This is a genomic window from Amycolatopsis kentuckyensis (assembly GCF_002155975.1).
GTDB lineage: Bacteria > Actinomycetota > Actinomycetes > Mycobacteriales > Pseudonocardiaceae > Amycolatopsis > Amycolatopsis kentuckyensis.
Genome location: NZ_MUMI01000358.1, coordinates 1 through 22929 on the forward strand (window position 1 = coordinate 1; position 22929 = coordinate 22929).

Sequence of the window (22929 nt, forward strand, 5' to 3'; positions counted from 1 at the left end):
GTCCGCTGGACCGGCCCGGCGATCGGCGACGGGCTGCGCATCGACCGCGGCGTGCACGTCTGGACGTTCACACCGGTGCGAGGCGGTGTGCTCGTCCGCACCGAAGAGAGCTGGACGGGCGCGCAGATCGAGGCCGACCCCGCCACCGCCGTCCGTTACCTGGCCGCCGGGCTCGACGCCTGGCTGGCCGACCTCAAGACAACCGCCGAAGCCCGCCGAGAGGGAATCCGATGACGGTCAGCGCCCCGCCCCGCACCTCGAAGGCCGTGCTCGTCGCGGCCTGGGCCGTCCCGGTTCTGGTGGCCGGCCAGTTCGCCCTGCTGTCCGGCGTGCCGATCGCCGTGGTGCTGATCGGTTCGCTGCGCCGCCGGACGCACCGCTGGTGGGCCGCCGGCCTTGCCGCGTTCTACGCCGCCGCGCTGACGACGTGGCTGGCCGGGCCGAGCAGCGCACCGAGCCTGTCGAAGTACCTCAGCCCGGTGGCCACCGCGGTGTTCACCGCGGCGGGCGTCGTGGTCGCGGTCGCGGTCAGCCGGCGTGCCCGATGACGAACGCGGTCAGGAAGCCGAGGGTGGCGAGCAGACCGGTGTAGAGCTCGGTGCGCTCGAACGCCTCGGGGATCATCGTGTCGGCGATCATCGCGAGGATCGCCCCCGCGGCCACCGCCGTGATGGCGGCGACGGTCGCCGGGGACGCGGTCCGCAGCAGGAGGTTGCCGGCGAGGGCCGCGGCCCCGCTCGCGGCCGCGATGCCGCCCCAGACGCCGAAGACGTACCGGGCACCGCGTCCGGCGGCCTTCATGCCGGCGGCGCTGGACAGCCCTTCGGGGACGTTCGAGATGAACACGGCGGCCAGCACGGTGACCCCGACACCCCCGCCTCCGAGCAGGGACACCCCGAGCACGACGGACTCCGGGATCCCGTCGAGCAGGGCGCCGACGGCGATGGCGGCCCCGCTGCCCGCGGCGTCCTGTTCGGACGGTTGCTGCCCGCCGGACCGCTTGCGGTGCCGGGCACCCCGCCGGGCCAGCAGGACGTTGATCAGGACGTACCCGGCGGCGCCGCCGAGGAAGCCGCCCGCGGTCGGGCCGAGCCCGCCGGACTCCTGGGCGTCGTCGACGAGGTCGAAGGCGAGCGCGGAGATGAGCACCCCGGCCCCGAAGGCCATGATCCCGGCCACGACCCGCCGCGAAACCCGCACCCACCAGGCCACGGCGGCCCCCAGCACGAGCGCGGTCCCGCCGACGAGGCCCCAGAGCCCCGCCGCCACCCATTGCGGCACGAAAAGCCCCCTTTCGCCGACTCGGTGATCGTCCGGAAAGGGACTACCCACGAAGCCGCCCGCGAACACGGACATTGTCCTGATGTGCGCGGACAATGCCTGGACATTCGCCTCCTTGTCCCGCTTCCCGGCGCGCTGTGAGTCTCGGAAGCACCGGCGGAGACCGCCGGTCGTCGAGAAAGGAAACGGACATTCCCATGCGCACCAAGAGCAGCAAGCCGGCCCGCGGCCGGGTGGCCGCCGTCGTCGGGACGGCCGCCGCGCTGGCGGCCCTGACGGCCGCCCCGGCCGGCGCCGACACGCTCAGCACGTCCGCCCTGTGCTCCGGCACGGCCACCGGTGCGGTGGCCAAGTGGGGCCCGGTGTCCAAGCACTGTTCGTACACCAGCCCGGCGAGCGGCTGGCGCGGGAAGCTGCGGGTCGAGTGGAACACGCAGTCGGGCACCAACCAGGCCGCGTGCGTGGAGGCCCGGATGGGCAAGGCGGCCCACCCCGACGCCTGGCAGGGCATCGGCTGCGGGAAGTCGGGGGTCGGGACGGTCAAGTGGCCCGCGAACACCGCGTCGAACCTCGAGGTCCGGGTGAAGGGGATGGGCACCAGCCTCATCGCCAACGTCGACTACTTCATCTGAGGCCGGTCCGGCTGAGCCCGCTCGCCGGGCTCAGCCGGCCACTTCGACCTGGAAGTAGATGCCGCTCGACTGCGGCAGGTAGAGCCGCCCGCCGGAGTCGACCATCTTCCAGTACACCTGGCACGGGCCCGGCGTCCCGCGGGCCTGGACCGGCACGCTGACCGTCACTTCCGCGCCGGGCTCGGCGTCGGGCAGCGGGACGCGCGGATCGGTGTGGCAGACGTCCAGGCCGTCGAGCGGGGGCAGCCGCTGCAGGAACCGGCCGTGCCACCCGACCGTGCCGGCGTTGCGCAACCGCCACGTCTTGACGAACCGCTCGTTCACCGCGACCCGGCTGCCGTCGGGGTAGGTGACGTCGGCGACCAGGCTGGAGGCATCGCCTTCGATCGGCAGCGACGGTTCCCCGCCGCCGGGGGACCGTGGCCAGCTCACGGCGACCACGACCCCGGCCGCGACCACGACCACCACCGCGGCGACCAGCAGCCACCCGTGCCGCCCGGGCCGGCTGTCCGGCTCGGCTTCGTCCTGCTGGGCGGCGGTCCACCGGGCCCGCCACTCGCGCCGGGTCTCGTCTTCGTCCCGGTCGAGCACGGTGACGGCCAGCGGCCGCACGAACTCCCAGGTGGTTTCCCAGCTGGGCAGCTGCAGCCCCCGCGCGGCGGCGGCCAGCGCCGATTTCGACGCCACCGCCCCGAATTCGGTGCGCATCCGGTCGTAGGACGGGTCGCCCGCCGTCTCCTTGAGCACCAGCAAGGCGTGCGCGAACCCCGCAACCGGACCCTCGTCCGGATCGGGCCGGTGGGCCCGGCGGCCCCGTTTGCGCACCGGGCCACCCGCGTGGTCGATCGTCATCTGCCGCCTTCCCCCGACGCACCCGACCGCGACGGTAACGCAGTCGAGGAGCCCCCGCCGCCGACGGCTTCGAAGATCACCTGGCCGGGAAGCCGGGCGAGAGCGCGGGAAGTGGCGCTGGTCGGCTGGGTTCGGCGACGGACGAAACCTCGGCACGGGTCACCGTCCGGACGACGCCGCCTCCGATGCCCGCCGGACTTCGCCAAGGGGGACGCCGCCTCCATTGCCCGCAGGACTTTGCCGAGGGGGACGCCGCCTCCGATGCCCTCCAGACTTCGCCGATGGGGCAGCCGACTCCGCCCACCCGGCCGGCGCCACCCGCACTACGCTGAACCGAGTCGATCAAGGGGGCGTTGTGCGACTGCTGCTGACCGGACTGCCCATCCCCTCCCACCTGCTGCCGGTCCTCCTTCCCCTGGCCCAGGCCGCCCGCGAAGCCGGCCACGAAGCCGCCATCGCGACCGGGGCGGCGATGGCCGCCGAGATCGAACGGCGAGGCGTGCCCGTCGTCGTGCTGCCGGACGTCCTCTCCCCCGGCGAGCTGGGCCGTCGGCCGGAACTCGTCGATCCGGCCCTGCGCGCGAAGATGCGGCAGTGGCGGCCCGAGATCTCCGGTCCCCTCGACGTCCCCCTCTTCAACGACACCATGACCGGGGACTTCGCCCGGAACGTCGTCGATGCCGGGTGGCGGCCGGACGTCATCGTGCGGGAAACCAACGAATACGGCGGCCTGATCGCCGCCGGGGTGCTCGGCGTTCCGTCGGCCGTCGTCGACATCGCGCCGCTGATACCGCCGCTCGTGCCCGATCTCGCCGAACGGCTCGCCGGCCTGAGCCGCGGCTTCGGCCACCCGGACGTCGCCGCCGATCGGCTGGCCGCCGGCCTGCTGCCGGAACCGTGGTACCCCACGGGACTGCGCACGCCGGGACACCGGTACTACCGCCTCCCCGAACCGCCGGTGCCCCCACCCGCAGCCGGACCGGCAGTCTTCGCCGCGTTCGGCTCGAACGTCCACGCCCTGCTCGCCACCGGCTCGAAGCTGCTGACCATCACGGTGGAAGCGCTGGGCTCGCTGGGCGTCCCGGCCGTCGTCGCGCTCGGCAGCGACGATGCGGTGGCGTCGTGGACCGGCCCGCGACCGGCCAACGTCGAACTGGCGGGCTTCGTGCCGCAACGCGCGTTGCTCGCCGCGTGCGATGCCTTCGTGACGCACGCGGGCTTCAGCAGCGTGCGCGAAGCCCTCTCGGCCGGGGTGCCGATGGTGGCGGTGCCGCTGTTCGCCGACCAGCCGGCCAACGCCGGGCGCCTCCACGAACTCGGCGTCGGAGTCCGGGTCGACGCCGCCGGACTGACGGCGGACGGACTGGCCGCCGCCGTGGCGCGGGTCCTCGGCGATCCGGCGTACCGCTCGGCCGCGCGCGGCTTCCGCCGCGAGAGCGCGGGCCTGCCGCCGATCACGGACTTCGTCCGGCTCCTCGAAAACTGAGCGCGGTGTGGCGCGGGTCACGGAATGCGCCGCGATCTTCGGCGCTACACACAGGAGAACCTGTTCGTCCACAAGGGAGGGCCATGTCCGCCACCACCACTCCGGAAGAGTCCGTCGCCGTGCCCGAGCTGGAGGACTTCGACTTCCCGCTCACCGACGGCGCGGCCTGCCGCATCGACGACCCGGACTGCGAAGCCTGCCAGTGACCCCCGGCTCCGGCCACCCCGCGTGGCCGGAGCCCGTCAGTCAAACGCGCATGGCCAGCCACAACGCCATCCAGGCGAGGCACGCCAGCGCCCCGCCGACCCCGAAGGCGAGCAATACCCGGCGCAGCCCCGCGACGACACCGGCCCGGCCCGTCATTTCGGTGATTCCCGCTTCAGCCATGGCCATCAGGTGCCCGCGACCGGGGGCGCCAAACATCCGTCCCCTTCTCGAACGGCTCGGTGGCGACGTCGGTCACCGCCGGCGACGTCAGCCGCCGCGCGCGGTTCCTCGGGGTCACGATGGGGTGGCAGGCTCGTTTGCAACGTGGCATGCCACGTTGCAAGCGGTACCATGCGCCGGTGCACCCGAAACTGCGTGACGTGGCCGAGCACGCCGGCGTCTCGGTGCGCACGGTGTCCAACGTGGTCAACGGGTTCCGGTACGTGGCCCCGGCGACCCGGGAACGCGTGCAGGCGAGCATCGACGCCCTCGGCTACCGGCCCAACCTGGCCGCCCGCACGCTGCGGCGCGGCCGGACCGGGCTGGTGGCGCTGGTCATCCCGGAGATCGACTCGCCGTACTTCGCCGAGCTCGCCGCGCGGACCGTCCGGATCGCCGGCGCCCGGGGCATGACCGTGCTCATCGACCAGACCGACGGCGACGCCGAGCGCGAGAAGGAACTGCTGCACGGCCGCCGCAGCCAGCTGGTCGACGGCGTTCTGTTCAGCCCGTGGGCGGTCGCGCCCGCGGAGCTGGCCGCCCGCACCGACACCGTCCCGCTGGTGCTGCTCGGCGAGCACGACGGCGCCACCGGCGTCGACCACGTGGCCATCGACAACGTCGCCGCCGCGCGTGAAGCCACGCGGCACCTGCTGGCTTCGGGCCGCCGCCGGGTCGCGGCGCTGGGCATCCAGCCGCGCTCGCTGAACGCGACCGCGCGGCAGCGGCTCGCCGGCTACCGGCAGGCACTCGCCGAGGCCGGGCTGGCGGCCGAGCCGGAGCTGGAGGTGCCGGTGCGGCGCCTGCACCGGGCCGACGGTCACCAGGCGATGCTGCGGCTGCTCGACCTGGCCCGGCCGCCCGACGCCGTCTTCTGCTTCACCGACGAACTGGCCCTGGGCGCGCTGCGGGCCGCCGCCGACCGGCGGGTCGCGGTGCCGGACGCCCTGGCCCTGGTGGGGTTCGACGACATCGAGGACAGCCGCTACAGCGTGCCGGCCCTCACGACCGTGTCACCGGACAAGGACCGCATCGCCGAACTCGCCCTCGACCGCCTCGCGCGGCAGGCGGCCGAACCGGAACCCCCGCGGTCGATCGTCGCGCCGCACCACCTGGAAGTGCGCGAGACGAGCTGAGCGCGCGGCGCCCTCACCCGGCGACCGCCACCCTGTCCCGGCCGGCTTTCTTGCCCGCGTACAGCGCGTCGTCGGCCGCGCGGATCATCTCGTCGAGACCCGTGCCCGGCTCCGACGGGTGCAGTGCCGCGCCGATCGTCGCCGACAGCGTCACCGGCTCCCCCGTCGGCGCGGTGATGCGCAGCGCCCGGATCCGGAGGCGGATCCGCTCGGCGATCGTGCGGACCTCGGCCTCGTCGACGTCGGGCAGCAGGACGGCGAACTCTTCGCCGCCATACCGGCCAACTGTGTCGCCGCGGCGGACGGCCCGGGTGAGCACGGTGGCCACCTCGGCGAGGACGTCGTCGCCGACCGGGTGGCCGTGGGTGTCGTTGATGCGCTTGAACCAGTCGAGGTCGATCATCAGCACCCCGATCCGGCCGCGGGTGCGCTCGAGCGCGTGCTCGGCCTGCTCGTGCCAGGCGATCGCGTTGAGCAGCCCGGTGCGCTGGTCGGTGCGGGCGGCGAGCTTGAGCTGGTCGAGCTGGACGCACTGGTGCAGCGCGAACGTCGGGATGATCATCAGCAGCGCGGCCGGCGGCCACCACAGCAGCGCGAGGGCGACGAACACGCCGAGCGCCAGCTGGCCGACCTCCAGCAGGTTGTCCGAGGCGCTGCCCAGGAGCCGCCGGGGGTGCTCGACGGTGACCGTCCAGGCGATGACCGTGCCGACGAGCCCGGTGTTGACCGCCCACTGCACCGCGGCCGCGGCGATCACGAAGACCAGGTCCGCCCAGCCGGGCCGCGCGCCGGCGACGAGGTGCTCGTGGACGCCGCTCGAGCGCAGCACCGCGGCCGCGGCGGCCGCGGCCAGCGCGAGCGTGGCGGCGGTGTACACGGTGCGGTGCGGCGGGCGGACCGCGTCGAACCGGTTGACCAGCACCCAGCGGTGGGCGTAGATCACCGCCACCAGCACCAGTTCGAGCACCAGGGGCAGCACGACGACCCCGGCGAAGATCCACACGCTGCAGAGGTCGACGTACGGTGTTCCCGCGCGGTCGCGGCGGCGCCGCTCGATGAGGTGCGAGGCGTGCAGGTGCGGCAGGGCCGCCGCCGCGAGCCAGCCCGCCGTCACCCATTGCTCCGGCGTCGGGGCCGCGCGGGCCGCGAGCACGAGAATGCCGATCGCCACCAGGTCCACGCCCAGGACGAGGAACCGCACCCGCCCCGGCAACGCCCACAGCTTCCAGCCCGACGGCGCCCAGCCTCCGCCGGTGACCACGTCTTCCCCCATCGCAGCGCCTCCCCCGCGCCGGTGATCCCCCGATTGCCCAGGGTAGTCGCGTTCCGGCCGGATGTCAGGCAATTCCCGCCATCGCGACCCGACCGGGCGGCTGGGACCATTCCGGGGTGTCCGGCACCGGGCGAACCCGCACGGAAAGGCGCGCCGATGAGCGACAAAGGCTGGTGAAACCTCACACCTCGGCCGGGAGCGCGGCCGAAACGGCATCCGGACGTCGGCGCGCCCAGGCCGCGGCCGCGGCGAGCGCGACCAGCGCTCCCGCGGTCCCCGCCCAGGCGATCGCCGCCGCCGGGCCGACCAGCTGGGCGAGGACACCGCCGGCCACGATCCCGAGCCCCTGCCCGGCGATCATGCCGGTCCGCGCGAACCCGAGGGTCCGGCCGCGCACCCGCGGCGGGGACAGCTGGACGAACGTGGCCCCCGCCGTGACCTGGTAGGCCGAGCAGACACCGGACACGAACAGCAGCGCGAGCGCCGCCCCGAGGGTCGGCTCGCCCCAGAAGGCGACGAGCGGCGCGGACGTCCCGACCGCCAGCACGCCGAGCGCGCGCACCCGCACCGGCCGGGCGACCCGCCGCAGCAGCAGCGCGCCGGCCACCGCCCCGGCCGGTTCCGCGGCGAGGAGCACCCCGGTCCATTCGGCGCCCACCCCGGCCTGGTGGGCGAACGGGACGGCGAGCCCCTCGGGGACGACGGTGAACAGCGCGAGCCAGCCCAGCCACACGAGCGTGCCGAGCGTCCGGTCCCGGCGGACGGCCACCGCACCGGCGGCGAGCCGGCGCCACCCCGTCGCCTCCCGTTCCGTGGTGGCGGGCGGCGGATGACGGCCGAGGCCGGCGCGGATCAGCAGGCCGGAGGCGGCGAACGTGGCGGCGTCGACGGCCAGGGCGGCGTGCGCCCCGACCCCGGTGACGACGAAGGCGGCCGCGGCGAACCCGAGGACCAGGCACAGTTGCGTCGTGACCTGCTGGACGGCTTGCCCCGCCTCGTAACGGCCGCCCAGCAGCTCCGGCAGCACCGCACCTTGGGCGGCCGAGAAGGGGGCTTCGGCCAGCTGCACGAGCACGAGCAGCGCGGCCATCAGCGGCAGGGGCACCGAGGGCACGGCCATGACGGCGACCAGCGCGGCCCGGATCGTGTCACAGGTGACCATCACGCGGCGGCGCGGATACCGGTCGGCCAGCCACGACAGCAGCGCACCGGACACGAGGGCGGGCAGCATCGAAAGGGCGTAGGTCGCGGCGCTCAGCGCGGCGGAGCCGGTGCGCTGGAAGACGAGTATCGACAAGGCGACCCGAGCCAGCTGGTCCCCGGCGACCGACAGCAGGCCCGCCAGCCAGAGCAGCCGGAAGCCCCGAACCGCGAACGCGGATCGCGTCGCACCCATCCCCACCCCCAGGCCGGCACACTGTCACGCAGAGCGTTGCCCAAGACGCTCACGGTAGCGCGTGGGGAGGTCGGCCACCATCGCCGGAGGTGGGGCCGATGCGTTGCGGCACGGTGGGCGGCGTGGGAGGTGAGGTCGGTTGCGGGGCGGCTGGTCGCGGTCGGCGAAGCGGTTCGGGCGCCCGGCAGGGATCCCGGGCCGCCTGGATCACGGCCGGCAGCGATGGTCGCACCCGCCCAGCGATCCGGCCCCGCCGCCCGCGGGGGTTGAACCACACCCGGCCGGGTAGCCGGAACGGCATGCAGAGAGCCCACCATCGCGAACCACCCGCTCCGCCGCACCGCGCTCTGGCGGCCGTCGAAGAGGCCGAAGCGCTCGATGTCCCGGCCACCGCCCTTGCCTACCGGCTGCGCGGGGCCGCCACGAGCGTGCCCGGGCGGCTGCTGCGCGGACGCTGGCTGGGCCACCCGCTGCACCCCCTCGCCGTCACCGTGCCGATCGGCGCGTGGCTGTGCTCGGCGCTGTTCGACCTGCTGCCCGGCCAGGAAGAGGCCGCCCGCCGCCTGGTCGCGACCGGGCTGCTGGCCGCGCCCGCCGCGGTGCTGCTCGGCCTGTTCGACTACGCCGACCTCGACGAACGGCAGCGCCGGGTCGGTCTCACGCACGCCGCGGGCAACGCGGTGGCGATCGCCCTCTTCGGCGCGTCCTACGCCGCCCGCACGCGCGGCCGGACGACCCGCGGCCGGGTCCTGGGCGCGCTCGGCCTGGCGGTGACCAGTGCCGGCGGCGCCCTCGGCGGGCACCTCGCCTATGCGCAGGGCGCCGGGTTCTTCCGCTGGCAGTCGGAACGAGCGCTCAGCGCACCGGCGGGGTGATCGGCGAAGACGAGGCCGGCCCCTCAGGAACGGGGAAAAACGGTGCCGTCGAACAACTTCCGCGCGGTGCGGATGACCGTCGACCGGCGGACGCGGGGCGGCGTGGTCGTGGTGTCGAACTCGATGCCGACGGCGAGCTTGCCGCTCGGGTGCTCGATCTCGATCGGCTCGCCCGCCGGCGGCTTCCGGAGGAGCTCGGCCCCGACGGCGCCGTCGAGCAGCAACGCCGTCACGACGCTGACGCCGCCGAGCACCCCGATCGACGGGTGCGGCTTGACCGGGATGAAGGTGCGGGTGGCGATGGCGCCGCCGTCGCGGGGCGCGGCGACCAGCGTGGTCTTCGGGACCGATGAGCCGCGGACGTCGCCGAGGCCCATCAGCTTCCCGGCCTCGATGCGCAGCGCGTCGATCCGCCCGGCCAGGTCCGGCCCGTCGCTGAGGTCTTCGGCGCGCGCGACGACGACCGGCATCCCGTTGTCCACGCAGGTGACGGCGATGCCGCCGATGTCGTCGCGGACGTGGCCGGTGGGCAGCAGGCTGCCGCACACGGACCCCTCGGTGCCGGTGAAGTCGAGCTCGACCGGCGCGGCCGTGCCGGGCACGCCGGAGATGGCCGTGTCGCCGCGGTAATCGACTTCGCCGCCGGGGGTGGGGAAGGTCGCGACGGCGATCGAACCGGTGTTGAGCAGCCGGACGCGGACCGTGGTGCGCTCCGGCCCGGCGGGCACGAGCCCTCGTTCGACAGCGAACTGGCCGACGCCGGCGAGCAGGTTGCCGCAGGTCTGGCGGTCGGAGACGGTGGGTTCCTCGACGCCGAGCTGCAGGAACAGGTAGTCGACGTCGTGGCCGGCGTCGGTGGCCTTGGCGACGACGGCGACCTTGCTGGTGACCGGCTGGGCGCCGCCGAGGCCGTCGATCTGGCGCGGGTCGGGGGTGCCCATGATCCGCAGCAGCAGGTCGTCGCGGGCGGCCGGGTCGGCGGGAAGGTCTTCGGCGAGGAAGTAGGCCCCCTTCGACGTGCCCCCGCGCAGGAGCATGCAGCGCACGCCGGTCATGCCCGCTCCTTCGCGTACTCCTCGGCGGACAGGTACCGGACGCCCAGTGCTTCGAGTTTCTCGCGCAGGCCGTACCGGTCCAGGCCCAGCTGGCCGTTCGCGAAGGCTTCCCGGGCGGCGGCTTCCTTGTCCAGCCTGGCCTGTGCCTTGCCGAGCCCACTCCGGACGTCTTCGCGGCGGACGCACAGGACGCCGTCGTCGTCGGCCAGCACGGCGTCACCGGGGCGGACGAGCTGGCCGCCGACGACGACGGGGACGTTGACCGCGCCCGCGGTCGCCTTGACGGTGCCCTGCGCGCTGATCGCGGCCGACCAGACGGGGAAGCCGAGCGCGCGCAGCTCGGCGACGTCGCGGACACCGGTGGTGGTCACCAGTCCCCGCACCCCGCGGCGGCGCAGCGCGGTGGCGAAGAGCTCGCCGAAGAGGCCGTCCCGGCACGGCGAAGTGGTGGTGACGACCAGGAGGTCGCCTTCGCGGCACTGCTCGACGGCGGCGTGGATCATCAGGTTGTCCCCGGGCCAGCACAGCGCGGTGACGGCGGTGCCGCCGACGCGGGCGCCGTCCTGGATCGGCCGGAGGCCGGCGGAGAGCAGGCCGGAGCGCCCGAGCGCCTCGTGCACGGTGGCGACGCCGAAGCCGGCCAGCCGCGTCACCTGATCGAGATCGGCGCGCGGCGGATCGGTGACGATGACGGGGTTCATACCGCCACCGTACGATCCGGTTGACGAAATTGTCAACAATTTTGGCGGGCGTCAGGGGTGCAGCGGGGACACCTCGGCCTCAGCCGCCTTCAAGGCCTCGATCACGCTGCCCAGGTGCACCCGCGCGGCTTCGGCCGCCTTCTCCGGCTGATGGGCGCAGATCGCGTCGATGATCGCCAGGTGCTCCGGCAGCGACACCTGGGGCCGGCCCGGCCGCATCGCCAGCCGGAACTGGTGGCGGACGCTCTGCCCGCGAAGCCGTTCCAGTACCTGCGCCGCCGTCCGCTGGCCGCTGATCTCCCGGATCCGGCGGTGCAGCCGCTGGTTGAGGCCCGAGTACCCGACCACGTCCCCGCCCGCCACGGCCGCCTGCATCCGCTCGCCCAGTTCGCGCAGCTCGCCCACCTCGGCGTCCGAAACGCGCTCGGCCGCCTTCGCCGCGCACAGCGACTCCAGCATCATGCGCACCTCGGAGATCTCGACGGCCTCCTCCAGCGACACTGCGCGCACCCGGGCGCCGCGGTTCTGCACGCGCTCGACGAGCCCCTCGTTGGTCAGCTCGATCAGCGCCGCCCGGACGGTCGCCCGGCTCGCCCCGAACTGGTCCGACAGGTCCGCCTCGACCAGCCGCTGGTTGGGCACGAACTCGCCGCGGACGATGGCGTCGCGGATGGCCGCCACCGCCGACCGCTCCCCCGGCTGCCGGTCCGGCGCACTCTCCGTCATAGCCTCGGCTCCGTTTGTTGACAATTTTGTCGAGCACATCGTGTACTCGATCGTAGCTGGCGAGGAGGATCTTGCTGTGAACGGAACCATCGCGGTACTCGGGCTGGGCGAAGCGGGCGGCGCCCTGGCCCGCGATCTGGTGGCCGCCGGTGCCACCGTGCGCGGCTACGACCCGGCGGTTTCCGCCGCCGGAGGGGTCGTGGACACCGCCTCGGAAGCCGACGCCGCCCGGGGCGCCGACCTCGTCCTGAGCGTCAACAGCGCGTCGGCGGCCCGCCGGGCGTTCGAAGCCGGCCTGGCCGGGCTGCGGGACGGCGCCGTCTGGGCCGACCTGAACACCGCTTCCCCGGGCACCAAACGCGAACTCGCCACCCTCGCCGCCGGGCACCGGGTCCCCTTCGCCGACGTGGCGATCATGGCGCCCGTCCCCGGCCGGGGACTGCGGGTGCCGATGCTGGCCACCGGCCCCGCCGCCGACCTCGTCGCCGCGACGCTCAACCCGCTCGGCGCGGCCGTCGAGACCATGCCCGGCGAGGCCGGGCTCGCCGCCGAACGCAAGCTGCTGCGGAGCGTCTTCTTCAAGGGGATGTCCGCCGCCGTGGTCGAGGCGCTGCACGCCGCCCGCGCCGCCGGCTGCGAAGACTGGCTGCGGGAGATCGTCGTCGGCGAGCTCACCGCCGCGAACGCGGCCACTGTGGACCGGCTGGTCGGCGGCTCGTACCGGCACGCCGTCCGCCGCACCGCCGAGATGGCGGCCGCCACCGAGATGCTCGGCGAACTCGGCGTCCGGGCCGACGTCGCCGCCGCGGCCCGCGACCAGCTGGCCCACCTGGCCGGTTCACCGGATCGCTGACGCGCCGGCCGGCTCGGTGCCGGCGCGCCCGAGCCGCGCCTGCCGGGTCCGCGGCCCGAACACCGCCAGCACCACCGCACCGGCCAGCCACGTCCCCGCGATGAAGAAGAACACGCTCCGGTACCCGCTGCCGTTGTACAGCCCGGCCACGATGAGCGGCCCGGCGGCGTTCGACAGCCGGCCCAGGCCGTACGAGACGCCGGTGCCCAGCGAGCGGCCGCGCGTGTCGAACAGCTCCGGCGAATACGCGTACCCCAGCGCCGTGTAGCCGCGCTCGAACATGTTGACCAGGAACCCGAACACCACGATCAGGACCGGGTCGAACGTGAGCCCGTACAGCAGCCCGCACAACGCGATCACCGTGCCGAACGCGACCAGGCACCACTTGCGCTCGAACCGGTCGGTGACCAGGGCCGCCAGGTACGAGCCCAGCGGCGCGCCGACCGTCGTGAGCGCCACGTAGAAGACGGACTTCTCGACGCTGAAGCCCTCCTTGGCCAGCAGCGTCGGCGCCCAGCTCGAATAGCCGAAGAACCCGATCGTCTGCGTCACCCACAGGACGGTGAGCAGCAGCGTCGGCAGCAGGTACTTCTTGCGCAGCAGCAGCCGCAGCGGCGCCTTCGCCACCGGGGCCTCCCCCACCGGCGGCGCCGGCTCCGGCAGCGGGCCCTTCTCGGCCGCGACCTGCGCTTCGATCTCCCGCAGCACCGCATCGGCCTTGGCATGCTCGCCGCGGCTTTCGTACCAGCGGGGCGACTCCTTCAGCCGCCGGGTGAAGAGCACGAGCAGGACGCCGAGCGCGCCCCACAGGTAGACCAGCCGCCACGCCCAGTCGCCGAGCGGGACCACGACGCTGGCGATCAGGTTCGTCACCGGCGTGCCGCAGATGCCGATCACGATCGCGTAGGCCTGGTACTTGCCGCGGTTGGCCGCGGGGTACAGCTCGTTGACGTAGATGACCGCGACCACGGTCATCGCCGACAGGCCCGCCGACGTCAGGACGCGGAACACGCCCAGCGACACGATGTCCCAGGAGAACACCGCCGCGAAGGAGAAGACGCCGAACCACACGGTCGTCAGCACGAGCGCGTTCTTCCGGCCCCAGCGGTCGGCGATGGTGCTCGCGATGATCGAGCCGAAGAACATGCCGACGAACGACAGCGAAGTCACGTACGCGACCTGGTTGACCGTCACGCCCCAGAGCTTGATGAGCTTGGGTGCGGTGGTGGCGAAGCTGTTGATGTCGGCGAACTCGAAGAAGTAGGCGAACGAAACGGCGAACAGGGTGAACTTGTGGAACCGGGCGATCGGCAGGCGGTTCAGCCGGTTGAACGCGTTGGCGTGCTGCATTGCATGCCCTTCCGGGGTTTCAGGCGGTTTCGCCGGGCCAGTAGAGGCGCATCGGGTTGTCGACGAGCAGCTTGCGCCGCGCTTCGGGGGTGTCCGCGAGGTGCGGGACGTGGTCGACGAGCAGGCCGTCGTCGGGCATGTGGTGCGTCAGGTTCGGGTGCGGCCAGTCGGTCCCCCACAGCACCCGGTCCGGGAACCGCTCGACGACGCGGCGGGCGAACGGCACGACGTCGGTGTAGGCGTGGCGTTCGCCGTCCAGTGCCGGGGGCCCGGTCACGGTGAGCCGCTCGGGGCAGCTCACCTTCACCCAGACGTCGTGGGACCCGGCGAAGTCGAGGAACCGGCGGAATTCCGGGCCGTCCACCGGCTTGGTCACGTCCGGACGGCCCAGGTGGTCGATCACCAGCGGCGTCGGCAGCGACCCGAAGAACGGCTCCAGCTCGGGGAGGTCGGCGGCCTCGAAGTAGAGGACGATGTGCCAGCCGAGCGGCGCGATCTTCTTCGCGATCGCGCTGAGGTCTTCGCGGGGTGAGGCGTCGACCAGCCGCTTGACGAAGTTGAACCGCACGCCGCGGACACCGGCCGCGTGCAGTTCCCGCAGTTCGGCGGCGCCGACGCCGGGCCGGACGGTGGCGACCCCGCGCGCCCGGCCGCCGGACGCGCGGACGGCGTCGACCATCGCGGAGTTGTCCGCGCCGTGGCAGGTGGCCTGCACGATCACGGTGCGGGAGACGCCGAGGTGGTCGCGCAGGGCGAAGAGCCGGTCCTTGCCCGCGTCGCACGGGGTGTACTTGCGTTCGGGCGCGAACGGGAACTCCGCCTGCGGGCCGAACACGTGGCAGTGGGCGTCCACCGTGCCGGGCGGCAACCGGAAGTCCGGTGTGGACGGTGCGGCGCACCAGTCCAGCCAGCCGGGCGTCTTCGGCGCGGTCACCGGCCTTGGCCCTTCAGGAGCGCGTCGAGGCGGGGGTAGACGGCGCGGGCGTTGTGTTCCCGGATGGCCGCCCAGTCCTCTTCGGACAGGTTCGCGGCCTCGGCGTACCGGCGGGTGTCGTCGAAGTGGTGCCCGGTGCGCGGGTCGACGCTGCGGACGGCGCCGATCATCTCCGAGGCGAACAGGATGTTGCGCGCCGGGACGACGTCGAAGAGCAGGTCCGAACCCGGCTGGTGGTAGACGCACGTGTCGAAGAAGACGTTGTTCAGCACGTGGTCTTCGAGCTCGGGCTTGCCCAGCGCCATGGCCAGGCCGCGGAACCGGCCCCAGTGGTAGGGCACCGCGCCGCCGCCGTGCGGGATGATCAGCCGCAGCGTGGGGAAGTCGGTGAACAGGTCGCCCTGCACGAGCTGCATGAACGCGGTCGTGTCGGCGTTCAGGTAGTGCGCGCCGGTGGTGTGGAACGCGGGGTTGACGCTGGTGCTGACGTGCACCATCGCCGGGACGTCGTACTCGGCCATCTTTTCGTAGATCGGGTACCACGACCGGTCGGTGAGCGGCGGGGCCGTCCAGTGGCCGCCGCTCGGGTCGGGGTTGAGGTTGAGTGCGACGGCGCCGTACTCCTCGACGCAGCGGGTCAGCTCGGGAAGGCAGGTGGCGGGGTCGGCGCCCGGGGACTGCGGGAGCATCGCGGCGGGGGCGAACCGCTCCGGGTACAGCGTGCTGACGCGGTGGCAGAGCTCGTTGCAGATCGCCGCCCACGCCGCCGACGTCTCGAAGCCGCCGACGTGGTGGGCCATGAAGGAGGCGCGCGGCGAGAAGATCGTGAGGTCGATGCCGCGGTCGTCCATCAGCCGCAGCTGGTTGCCCTCGATGCTTTCGCGGATTTCGTCGTCGCTGATCCGGAGGTCGGCCGCGGTGGGGGCGGCACCGGCGCCGTCCAGGGCGGCGACCTGCCGATCGCGCCACGCCGCGAGGGCGGGCGGCGCGGTGGTGTAGTGGCCGTGGCAGTCGATGATCAAGGGGATTCCTCGTCGCTTCGGGGCTCGTCGATACCCGCACCCTAATCGTCGATGAGATTGTTAACAATATCTACGACGAAGTTCGCCGGTGGCGCCCATCTCGCGTGCTCAGAGGGTCGTCACGCGTGATTGGAGGGACGACACGCGTGATTGGGGGGACGACACGGCGATGTCGGGCTCGCGCGGCGGTGCCGTCCTAGACTCTGCGCATGGGTGCCCGTTCCCGCCGGAGTGCCGGAAACCTCCCGGCCGAGCTGACCAGCTTCGTCGGACGGCGCCACGAGCTCGGGGAAGCGAAACGCCTGCTGGCCACGGCCCGGCTGGTGACGCTGACCGGGGCCGGCGGCGTCGGCAAGACGCGGCTGGCCCTGCGGGTCGCCGCCGACGTGCGCCGGGCGTTTCCGGACGGCGTGTGGCTGGTGGAGCTGGCCGACGTCGGTGATCCGCACCTGGTGCCGAACACCGTGGCGACGGCGTTCGGCCTGCGCGGCACCAGCGACCAGGCCGCCGGGCTCGCCGAGTACCTCGAAGACAAGCAGCTCCTGCTGGTGCTGGACAACTGCGAGCACGTCGCCGACGAGTGCGCGACGCTGGTCGCGAAACTGCTCGCCGTCTCCGGCGGGCTCCGGGTCCTGGCCACCAGCCGGCACACGCTGCACGTCGAGGGCGAGCACCTCCTGCACGTCGAGCCGCTGCCGGTCCCCCGCGCCGGGGACACCGGTGGCGGCCCGGTCGAAGCGGTGACGCTGTTCGCCGATCGCGCGGCGGCCGTCTCGCCCGGCTTCGAGCTCACCCCGGACACCCGCGCGACGGTGAGCCGGATCTGCCGCCGGCTGGAGGGCATCCCGCTGGCCATCGAACTGGCCGCCGTCCGCGTGCGCGTGCTGTCGGTCGAGCAGGTCCTCGAACGGCTCGACGACCGGCTCGACCTGCTCACGTCCCGGCCGGCCGCCGTGCAGCCCCGCCGCCGGACGCTCGAAGCGGCCATCGGCTGGAGCTTCGAGCTGTGCACGCCCGCGGAACAGCGGCTGTGGGCGCAGGCCTCGGTGTTCCCCGGCGGGTTCGACCTCGACGCCGCCGAGCACGTCTGCGCGCCCGCGGCGGCCGACGGCGGCAGCGCGCTGGACGTCGTGACCGGCCTGGTGGACAAATCGGTCCTCAGCCGGCAGAACGGCACCTTCGGGCGGCGCGCCTGGTACCGGATGCTGGAGACCGTCCGCGACTACGGCGGCGCCCGGCTGGCCGGCGACGGCGACGAGGCCGGCGTCCGGGCCCGGCAGGCCGAGTACTACGCCGACCTCGCGCGGCGCTACCGGGCCGAAGGGTTCGGCCCGCGGCAGTCGGAGTGGCTCGGCCGCCTCCGCCGCGAGCACGCCAACCTCCGGGCCGTGCTGGAACACTGCCTGTCCGGCCCCGGCGAGCCGGGCCGGGCACTGGACATCGCGGCTTCGCTGTGGAACTTCTGGTACGGCGGCGGGCTCGTCCCGGAAGGCTGCGGGTACCTGCGGCGCGGCCTCGAACTGTGCGGCGAGCGCAGCCTGGTCCGGGCCCGGGGGCTGTACGCGATGGCGTTCCTCGCGATCCAGACCGGTGCGCCGCACGCGCAGCTGCTGGCGGAGCTGACCGAGCTCGCCGAAGAGCTCGACGACGAACGGCTGCGGGCCGGCCACGCCGAGTGCGCCGGCATGGCCACGTTCTTCACCGGCGACCTGGCCGGCGGGGCCGAACTGCTGGAGCGGGCGCTGGCCGGGTACCGCACGGCCGGGGACGCGCTGCTGGTGTTCGACACCCTGATCCTGCTGGCCGCCGCGCGCTTCTTCCTCGGCGATCCGCGGGGCGCGGCCGCCGCGGAGGAGGCGCTCGACCTCACCGACCGGCACGAGGCGCGCTGGTCGCGGGGCTACGCGCTGTGGGCCGTCGCGATCCACCGCTGGCGCGCGGACGAGCCCCGGCAGGCCGCGGACCTGCTGCACGAGGCCGTCGCCCTGCGGCTGCCGGACCGGACGCTGCTCGCGTTCCTCGTCGAGGCGCTCGCGTGGTGCCACTCCGCCGAAGGCGAGCACGAGCGGGTGGCCCGGCTGCTCGGCGGTGCCGGCGCGGTCTGGCGGCTCAGCGGCGCCCGCGTCGGCGAGATGAGCCCCTACCAGGGCGTCGACGAGCAGTGCGCCGCTTCGGCCCGCAAGGCGCTCGGGGACGACGTCTTCGACGCGGCGTTCGCCGAGGCCGCCGGCTCCGGCCTCGACGAAGTCGTCCGGTACGCGCTGCGGGAACGACCGGCCACGCGCGCGACGAGCAAGACGGCCGAGCCCGGCGGGCTGACCCGGCGGCAGCGCGAGATCGCCGAACTGGTGGCGCGCGGGATGAGCAACAAGGAGATCGCGGCCGCGCTGGTCCTCAGCGGACGGACCGTGGAGGGGCACGTCGAGAACATCCTGGTGAAGCTCGGCCTCACCTCGCGCACCCAGGTCGCTTCGTGGCTGGCGGGCCAGCCCGGGCAACCCGCGTAGCCATCCGGGTAGTTTCCCCGGTCCGCTCCGGTCCCGTTCGGACGATCCTTTTCCCCGCGACCAGCCACCGCTCGGAGGAGGACGAGGTGTCCATCGATTCGGCGCCGCAGACCTGCCCCCGGTGCCGGCGCCCGACGGTCCTCATGTCCCACACCTGGGGCCGCCAGTGGGTCCACGTCGGCACCTGGCGACCGCAATGCGGCAATCCACCCTGGACGGCCCACGCGGCCGGAAACCGGACGAGGTAGGCCGTTCCGGACCAGCCGGGCACGCGACGCCACCTCGCGTCGCCCGGCAGAAGCGTGGTGGGCCGTGCCATCCCCTCCCCCCAAGACGGCACGGCCCACCACGCTCCCCCCCCCGGTCAGCCGGGACGGTACCGCCGGATCAGCTGCCGGGTGATCACCGTGCGCTGGATCTCGTTCGTGCCTTCGCCGACGATCATCAGCGGCGCGTCCCGGAAGTACCGCTCGACGTCGAACTCCGTCGAGTAGCCGTAGCCGCCGTGGACGCGGACCGCGTTCAAGGCGATCTCCATCGCCGTCTCGGAGGCGAACAGCTTCGCCATCCCCGCTTCGAGATCCGCGCGCTCGCCGGAGTCGTAGCGGCGGGCGGCGTGGTGGACCAGCTGGCGGGCCGCCTCCAGCTTGGTGGCCATGTCGGCGAGGAGGTTGCCGACCGACTGGTGCTGCCAGATCGGCTTGCCGAACGTCTCGCGTTCCTGGGCGTACCGCAGCGAATCCTCGACCGCGGCCCGCCCGACGCCGAGCGCGCGGGCCGCCACCTGGATGCGGCCGATCTCCAGCCCGCGCATCATCTGCGCGAACCCGCGGCCCTCCTCCCCGCCGAGCAGCGCCGTGGCCGGCACCCGGAAGTCCGAAAAGGACAGTTCACAGCTCTCGACGCCCTTGTAGCCGAGCTTCGGCAGATCGCGTGCGACGTGGAAGCCCGCGCCCTTCTCGGCCAGGAGGATGCTGATGCCCGTATGCGCGGGTTCGGCGTGCGGGTCGGTCTTGCACAGCAGGGCGACCAGCTGGGAACGGCGGGCGTTGGTGATCCAGGTCTTCGCGCCGTCGACCACGTAGGAGTCCCCGTCGCGGCGGGCGGTGGTGCGCAGGGCCTGCAGGTCGGAGCCGCCGCCGGGTTCGGTCAGCGCCATCGTCGCGCGGACCTCGCCGGTGGCCATCCGCGGCAGGTAGCGCTCCTGCTGCGCGCGGGTGCCGTAGGCGACGAGGAGCTTCGCGACGACGGTGTGGCCGCCCATCGCGCCGGCGAGGCTCATCCAGCCGCGCGCCAGTTCCTCGGTGACCTCGGCGTAGCACCGGGCCGAAACGGGGGTGCCGCCCCACGCTTCGGGAACGGCCAGCCCGAAGACGCCGAGGTCCTTCATGCGCTCGATGAGGGCTTCCGGGTACGTGTCCGTGTGGTCCAGTTCCCGCGCCACCGGCCGGACGTCGTGGTCGACGAAGTCCCGCACCACCGCGACGATCGCGGCCTCCTCTTCGGTCAGCCCGTCCACCCGCTCCTCCGCTCGCTCGGCTCGCGCTCCCATCATGACGCTCTTTTCCATCAAACTCATTTGATGTATTGTCCGGGGATGGCCGTCCAGCCACCCGAGTTCGTCCGCCTGGCCGCCCACCCGCTGCGGTGGACGCTGCTGACCGCGCTCGCCGGTGGCGACCTGCGGGTCCGGGAGCTGGTGGAGCGCGTCGGCGAGCCGCAGAACCTCGTCTCCTACCACCTGCGCCTGCTTCGCGGCGGCGGCCTGGTCACCGCCACGCGCAGCAGCTTCGACGGCCGGGACAGCTACTACCACCTCGACCTCGACCGCTGCGCGGGCGCGCTGGCCGAAACCGGCGCGGCCCTGCACCCCGCGCTGCGCCCGGAAGTCCCGCCACCCGGGCGGGTCGCCGTGCTGTTCCTCTGCACCGGCAACAGCGCCCGCTCCCCGATCGCCGAAGCCCTGCTGCGCCGGCGGACCGCCGGGGTGGTGACGGTGACCAGCGCGGGCAGCCACCCGAAGGCCGCCCTGCACCCCGGCACGATCCGGGTGCTGGGCGAGGAGTTCGGCATCGACGTCACCGGGCAGCGGCCGCGGCACCTCGACACGGTCGCCGGGCGGCGGTTCGACCACGTCATCACGGTGTGCGACAAGGTCCGCGAGGTCTGCCCCGAGTTCCCGCACCACCCGCGGCGCCGGCACTGGAGCATCCCCGAACCGGGCTCCTTTTCGGAGACGGCCGCGGAACTCGACACGCGCGTCCGGCACCTGCTGCCGGAACTCGTTGCCCCCCAAGAGAAGGAGGTCCGGCCATGAGCGAGCAGCTCGCGAGCGTCCGGTACGTCGTCGACGACGTCCCGGCGGCCATCGACTTCTACACCACGCACCTGGGCTTCACGGTGCGGATGAGCGCGGGACCGGCGTTCGCCGACGTCGTCCGCGGCCCGTTGCGGCTGCTGCTCTCCGGCCCGGCGAGCTCGGGCGCCCGCGCCACCCCCGCGGACTCCGCCGCCGCCGGGCGCAACCGCATCCACCTGGTCGTCGCCGACCTCGACGCCGAGATCGCCCGGCTGACGGACGCCGGGGTGGGGTTCCGGACCGACGTCGTGTCCGGCCCGGGCGGGCGGCAGATCCTCCTGGCGGACCCGGCCGGAAACCTCGTGGAGCTGTTCCAGCCCGCGCACTAGGCTGCCGCCGTGCCGGAAACGCGCCTCGACCTCGCCCGGATCCGGGCGGCCCGTCAGGTGATCGACCCGGTCTTCCTCGACACGCCCCTGTACCGCTGCGGAGCGCTGGAGCCCGTTCTCGGGTGTGCGGTGAGCATCAAGCTGGAAACGGCGAACCCGGTGCGGAGTTTCAAGGGCCGCGGCACCGAAGTGGTCACGAGCGGGCTCGCGGGCCCGGTGGTGTGCGCCAGCGCGGGCAACCTCGGCCAGGCCCTCGCGTGGTCCGGGCGCGGCCGGGGGATCGACGTCACCGTCGTCGCCTCGCGGCACGCGACGGCGGCCAAGCTCGAGCGCATCCGCGCGCTGGGCGCCCGGCTGGAACTGGTGGACGGCGACCACGAACTGGCCCGCGAGCGCGCGGCGGCCATCGCCCGCCGCGACGGCATCCGGCTGCTCGAAGACAGCCTGGACCTCGAAACGTGTGAAGGGGCGGCGACCATCGGCCTGGAGCTGGCGGACGCCGGGCCGTCGTTCGACGCGGTCCTGATCGCCCTCGGCGGCGGAGCCCTCGCGACCGGGGTGGGGCACGTGCTGCGGGCCCAGTCGCCCGGCACCGAGGTGATCGGCGTCCAGCCGGCGGGCGCCCCGGCGATGACGCTCCTGGCACGCCCGGCGCGTGATCACCACGGGCCCGGCGAACACGATCGCCGACGGCGTCGCCGGGCGGCGCCCGATCCCGGAGGTGCTGGCCGACCTCCTGGTCGTCGCGGACGACGCCGTCCTCGTCGCGGAGACGTCGATCATCGCGGGAATGCGGCTGCTGCTGGAGCACGCCGGCCTGGTGGCCGAGCCGTCGGCGGCACTGGGCATCGCGGCGATCCTCGAGAACCGCGACCGGTTCGCCGGCCGGCACGTGGCGACCATCGTCTGCGGCGGCAACGTGGACCTGGCCGCCTACCGCGCGTGGGCCGCCCTGGCCTGATGGCCGTTGTGGCCCACCTCGGCCGGTTTTACCCTGGACCGACCTGCCCGGTTCAACCTCGAGCCAGCCCTGTCCCCTCTTCGCGGGAGGGTGGTTCGCCCATGCCTTCGGCCGATGCTTCGCGCCCGGGCCGGCTGACCGTGTCGCGGTCGCACGGCGACCCGGCCGTCGTGGCCCTGGACGGCGAACTCGACAGCGAAACCGTGCTGCTGATGGCCCGCGCCATCGCGCAGTCCGTGGCCCGGGAGCCCGTGCCCGAGGTCGTCGTGCTCGATCTCGCCGGGGTCACCGCGCTGACCCCCGCCGGGCTGCGGGTCCTGCCGCACGCCCGGGACCACGTCGCACGCTGCGGAAGCACGCTGCGGATCACCACGCCGTCGGACCCCGGCACGCGCCATGCGCTGCGGTCGTCCCCGCCCTACGCCACTTTCGACGTCTACGCCGATCTCCGGGCCGCGCTCGACGCGGGCGACCGGCGTTCGTTCCTGGAGCTCGTCCACCGGCTGTGGACGGCCGGCGACTGAGCCCACTGAAATTACCAAAGGTAAGTTCTGCCGCCGCCTTGACTTTACCAATGGTCAGGGAGGAAGGTACTGGCCACCTGATTCGTCTAGACCAATCGGCGCTCCCCGCGGTACGGCATCCCCAGGAGGAGACCCATGTCCCGCAGCAGCATCCGGACCACCACCGCCGCCCTGACGAGCCTCGCGACCGCGGCCGCGACCGCCCTCGTCCTTTCCGGCGGAGCCGACGCCAGCCCGGCCGACGCCGCCGC

The 22929-nt window shown here is 73.6% G+C and carries 24 protein-coding genes and 1 pseudogene; 13 read left to right on the plus strand and 12 right to left on the minus strand.

Translation table 11 applies throughout. The features are described from left to right. The coding region (locus CCN39_RS30970; protein ID WP_491844430.1) for an SRPBCC family protein at positions 1 to 234 on the plus strand (234 nt) is incomplete at its 5' end. Beyond that, positions 231 to 548: a hypothetical protein gene (locus CCN39_RS30975; RefSeq protein ID WP_086847951.1), complete on the plus strand. Its 318-nt coding sequence runs from the start codon at positions 231 to 233 to the stop codon at positions 546 to 548. The genes CCN39_RS30970 and CCN39_RS30975, both read left to right, overlap by 4 nt. Here the strand turns inward: CCN39_RS30975 and CCN39_RS30980 are convergent. Further along, positions 529 to 1281, minus strand: coding sequence for a ZIP family metal transporter (locus tag CCN39_RS30980; protein ID WP_086847952.1), 753 nt, complete (start codon positions 1279 to 1281; stop codon positions 529 to 531). The two genes, CCN39_RS30975 and CCN39_RS30980, sit on opposite strands and share 20 nt — an antisense overlap. Before the next feature lie 197 nt (positions 1282 to 1478). On the opposite strand from CCN39_RS30980, the gene CCN39_RS30985 reads away from it, so the two are divergent. Then, positions 1479 to 1913: a hypothetical protein gene (locus CCN39_RS30985; protein ID WP_086847954.1), complete on the plus strand. Its 435-nt coding sequence runs from the start codon at positions 1479 to 1481 to the stop codon at positions 1911 to 1913. A 30-nt stretch (positions 1914 to 1943) separates the two neighbouring features. Here the strand turns inward: CCN39_RS30985 and CCN39_RS30990 are convergent, their stop codons facing one another. Beyond that, the gene (locus tag CCN39_RS30990; RefSeq protein WP_086847957.1) at positions 1944 to 2765 is read right to left on the minus strand and encodes an NBR1-Ig-like domain-containing protein; all 822 of its coding nucleotides are present in this window, start codon (positions 2763 to 2765) and stop codon (positions 1944 to 1946) included. A 355-nt stretch (positions 2766 to 3120) separates the two neighbouring features. On the opposite strand from CCN39_RS30990, the gene CCN39_RS30995 reads away from it, so the two are divergent. Together CCN39_RS30995 and CCN39_RS52630 are read left to right on the plus strand one after the other, a co-directional pair. Continuing rightward, positions 3121 to 4251 (plus strand): glycosyltransferase, encoded by a 1131-nt coding sequence (locus CCN39_RS30995; RefSeq protein ID WP_086847959.1) that lies wholly within the window; start codon positions 3121 to 3123, stop codon positions 4249 to 4251. An 83-nt stretch (positions 4252 to 4334) separates the two neighbouring features. Further along, entirely contained in the window at positions 4335 to 4457 is a 123-nt protein-coding gene (locus CCN39_RS52630; protein WP_255410490.1) for a hypothetical protein, read from the plus strand. Positions 4458 to 4497: 40 nt separating this feature from the next. Here the strand turns inward: CCN39_RS52630 and CCN39_RS50830 are convergent, their stop codons facing one another. Then, complete coding sequence (locus tag CCN39_RS50830; RefSeq protein WP_167455230.1) at positions 4498 to 4638, minus strand: hypothetical protein; 141 nt, start codon at positions 4636 to 4638, stop codon at positions 4498 to 4500. A 179-nt stretch (positions 4639 to 4817) separates the two neighbouring features. On the opposite strand from CCN39_RS50830, the gene CCN39_RS31000 reads away from it, so the two are divergent. Further along, entirely contained in the window at positions 4818 to 5813 is a 996-nt protein-coding gene (locus CCN39_RS31000) for a LacI family DNA-binding transcriptional regulator (RefSeq protein WP_086847960.1), read from the plus strand. A gap of 13 nt (positions 5814 to 5826) precedes the next feature. On the opposite strand, the gene CCN39_RS31005 is transcribed toward CCN39_RS31000, so the two are convergent. Further along, positions 5827 to 7086, minus strand: a complete 1260-nt coding sequence (locus CCN39_RS31005) for a GGDEF domain-containing protein (RefSeq protein WP_244211074.1) — start codon at positions 7084 to 7086, stop codon at positions 5827 to 5829. A gap of 181 nt (positions 7087 to 7267) precedes the next feature. Continuing rightward, positions 7268 to 8482 (minus strand): MFS transporter, encoded by a 1215-nt coding sequence (locus CCN39_RS31010; RefSeq protein ID WP_086847962.1) that lies wholly within the window; start codon positions 8480 to 8482, stop codon positions 7268 to 7270. A 299-nt stretch (positions 8483 to 8781) separates the two neighbouring features. Between CCN39_RS31010 and CCN39_RS31015 the strand changes: the two genes are divergently transcribed. Continuing rightward, entirely contained in the window at positions 8782 to 9357 is a 576-nt protein-coding gene (locus CCN39_RS31015; RefSeq protein ID WP_086847964.1) for a DUF2231 domain-containing protein, read from the plus strand. Positions 9358 to 9380: 23 nt separating this feature from the next. On the opposite strand, the gene CCN39_RS31020 is transcribed toward CCN39_RS31015, so the two are convergent. From CCN39_RS31020 to CCN39_RS31030, 3 genes are read right to left on the minus strand one after another with little or no spacing between them, the layout of a single operon-like run. Next, positions 9381 to 10412, minus strand: coding sequence for a 4-oxalomesaconate tautomerase (locus tag CCN39_RS31020; RefSeq protein WP_086847966.1), 1032 nt, complete (start codon positions 10410 to 10412; stop codon positions 9381 to 9383). After that, a complete protein-coding gene (locus tag CCN39_RS31025) occupies positions 10409 to 11113 on the minus strand; it encodes a 4-carboxy-4-hydroxy-2-oxoadipate aldolase/oxaloacetate decarboxylase (protein WP_086847967.1) in 705 nt (234 codons plus the stop codon). The genes CCN39_RS31020 and CCN39_RS31025 overlap by 4 nt, the downstream gene beginning before the upstream one ends. A gap of 51 nt (positions 11114 to 11164) precedes the next feature. Continuing rightward, positions 11165 to 11839, minus strand: a complete 675-nt coding sequence (locus CCN39_RS31030; RefSeq protein ID WP_086847969.1) for a GntR family transcriptional regulator — start codon at positions 11837 to 11839, stop codon at positions 11165 to 11167. Between the two features lie 76 nt (positions 11840 to 11915). Between CCN39_RS31030 and CCN39_RS31035 the strand changes: the two genes are divergently transcribed. After that, positions 11916 to 12692 carry an NAD(P)-dependent oxidoreductase gene (locus CCN39_RS31035; RefSeq protein ID WP_086847971.1) on the plus strand — a complete coding sequence of 259 codons (777 nt, stop codon included), beginning with the start codon at positions 11916 to 11918 and terminating at the stop codon, positions 12690 to 12692. Here the strand turns inward: CCN39_RS31035 and CCN39_RS31040 are convergent. Genes CCN39_RS31040 through CCN39_RS31050 form a run of 3 tightly spaced genes read right to left on the minus strand, consistent with a single transcriptional unit; the run spans position 12678 to position 15998 of the window. Then, on the minus strand, positions 12678 to 14042 hold the full coding sequence (locus CCN39_RS31040) for an MFS transporter (protein WP_086847973.1): 1365 nt from the start codon (positions 14040 to 14042) through the stop codon (positions 12678 to 12680). The two genes, CCN39_RS31035 and CCN39_RS31040, sit on opposite strands and share 15 nt — an antisense overlap. Positions 14043 to 14061: 19 nt before the next feature. Continuing rightward, entirely contained in the window at positions 14062 to 14976 is a 915-nt protein-coding gene (locus CCN39_RS31045) for an amidohydrolase family protein (protein ID WP_086847975.1), read from the minus strand. Further along, positions 14973 to 15998 (minus strand): amidohydrolase family protein, encoded by a 1026-nt coding sequence (locus CCN39_RS31050; protein WP_086847977.1) that lies wholly within the window; start codon positions 15996 to 15998, stop codon positions 14973 to 14975. Before CCN39_RS31050 ends, CCN39_RS31045 begins: the two co-directional genes overlap by 4 nt. A gap of 209 nt (positions 15999 to 16207) precedes the next feature. On the opposite strand from CCN39_RS31050, the gene CCN39_RS31055 reads away from it, so the two are divergent. Beyond that, positions 16208 to 18505, plus strand: coding sequence for an ATP-binding protein (locus CCN39_RS31055; protein WP_086847979.1), 2298 nt, complete (start codon positions 16208 to 16210; stop codon positions 18503 to 18505). A 364-nt stretch (positions 18506 to 18869) separates the two neighbouring features. On the opposite strand, the gene CCN39_RS31060 is transcribed toward CCN39_RS31055, so the two are convergent. Beyond that, the gene (locus tag CCN39_RS31060; RefSeq protein ID WP_244211075.1) at positions 18870 to 20075 is read right to left on the minus strand and encodes an acyl-CoA dehydrogenase family protein; all 1206 of its coding nucleotides are present in this window, start codon (positions 20073 to 20075) and stop codon (positions 18870 to 18872) included. Positions 20076 to 20102: 27 nt separating this feature from the next. Between CCN39_RS31060 and CCN39_RS31065 the strand changes: the two genes are divergently transcribed. The 4 genes and pseudogenes from CCN39_RS31065 to CCN39_RS31080 all read left to right on the plus strand — a co-directional run bounded on the left by CCN39_RS31065 (position 20103) and on the right by CCN39_RS31080 (position 22678). Continuing rightward, a complete protein-coding gene (locus tag CCN39_RS31065) occupies positions 20103 to 20822 on the plus strand; it encodes an arsenate reductase/protein-tyrosine-phosphatase family protein (protein WP_086847984.1) in 720 nt (239 codons plus the stop codon). Beyond that, positions 20819 to 21193: a VOC family protein gene (locus CCN39_RS31070; protein WP_086847986.1), complete on the plus strand. Its 375-nt coding sequence runs from the start codon at positions 20819 to 20821 to the stop codon at positions 21191 to 21193. The genes CCN39_RS31065 and CCN39_RS31070 overlap by 4 nt, the downstream gene beginning before the upstream one ends. Positions 21194 to 21322: 129 nt before the next feature. Next, a pseudogene (locus tag CCN39_RS31075) lies at positions 21323 to 22154 on the plus strand (threonine ammonia-lyase). 101 nt (positions 22155 to 22255) lie between these two features. Then, positions 22256 to 22678: an STAS domain-containing protein gene (locus tag CCN39_RS31080; protein WP_086847987.1), complete on the plus strand. Its 423-nt coding sequence runs from the start codon at positions 22256 to 22258 to the stop codon at positions 22676 to 22678. Positions 22679 to 22929: the final 251 nt, after the last annotated feature.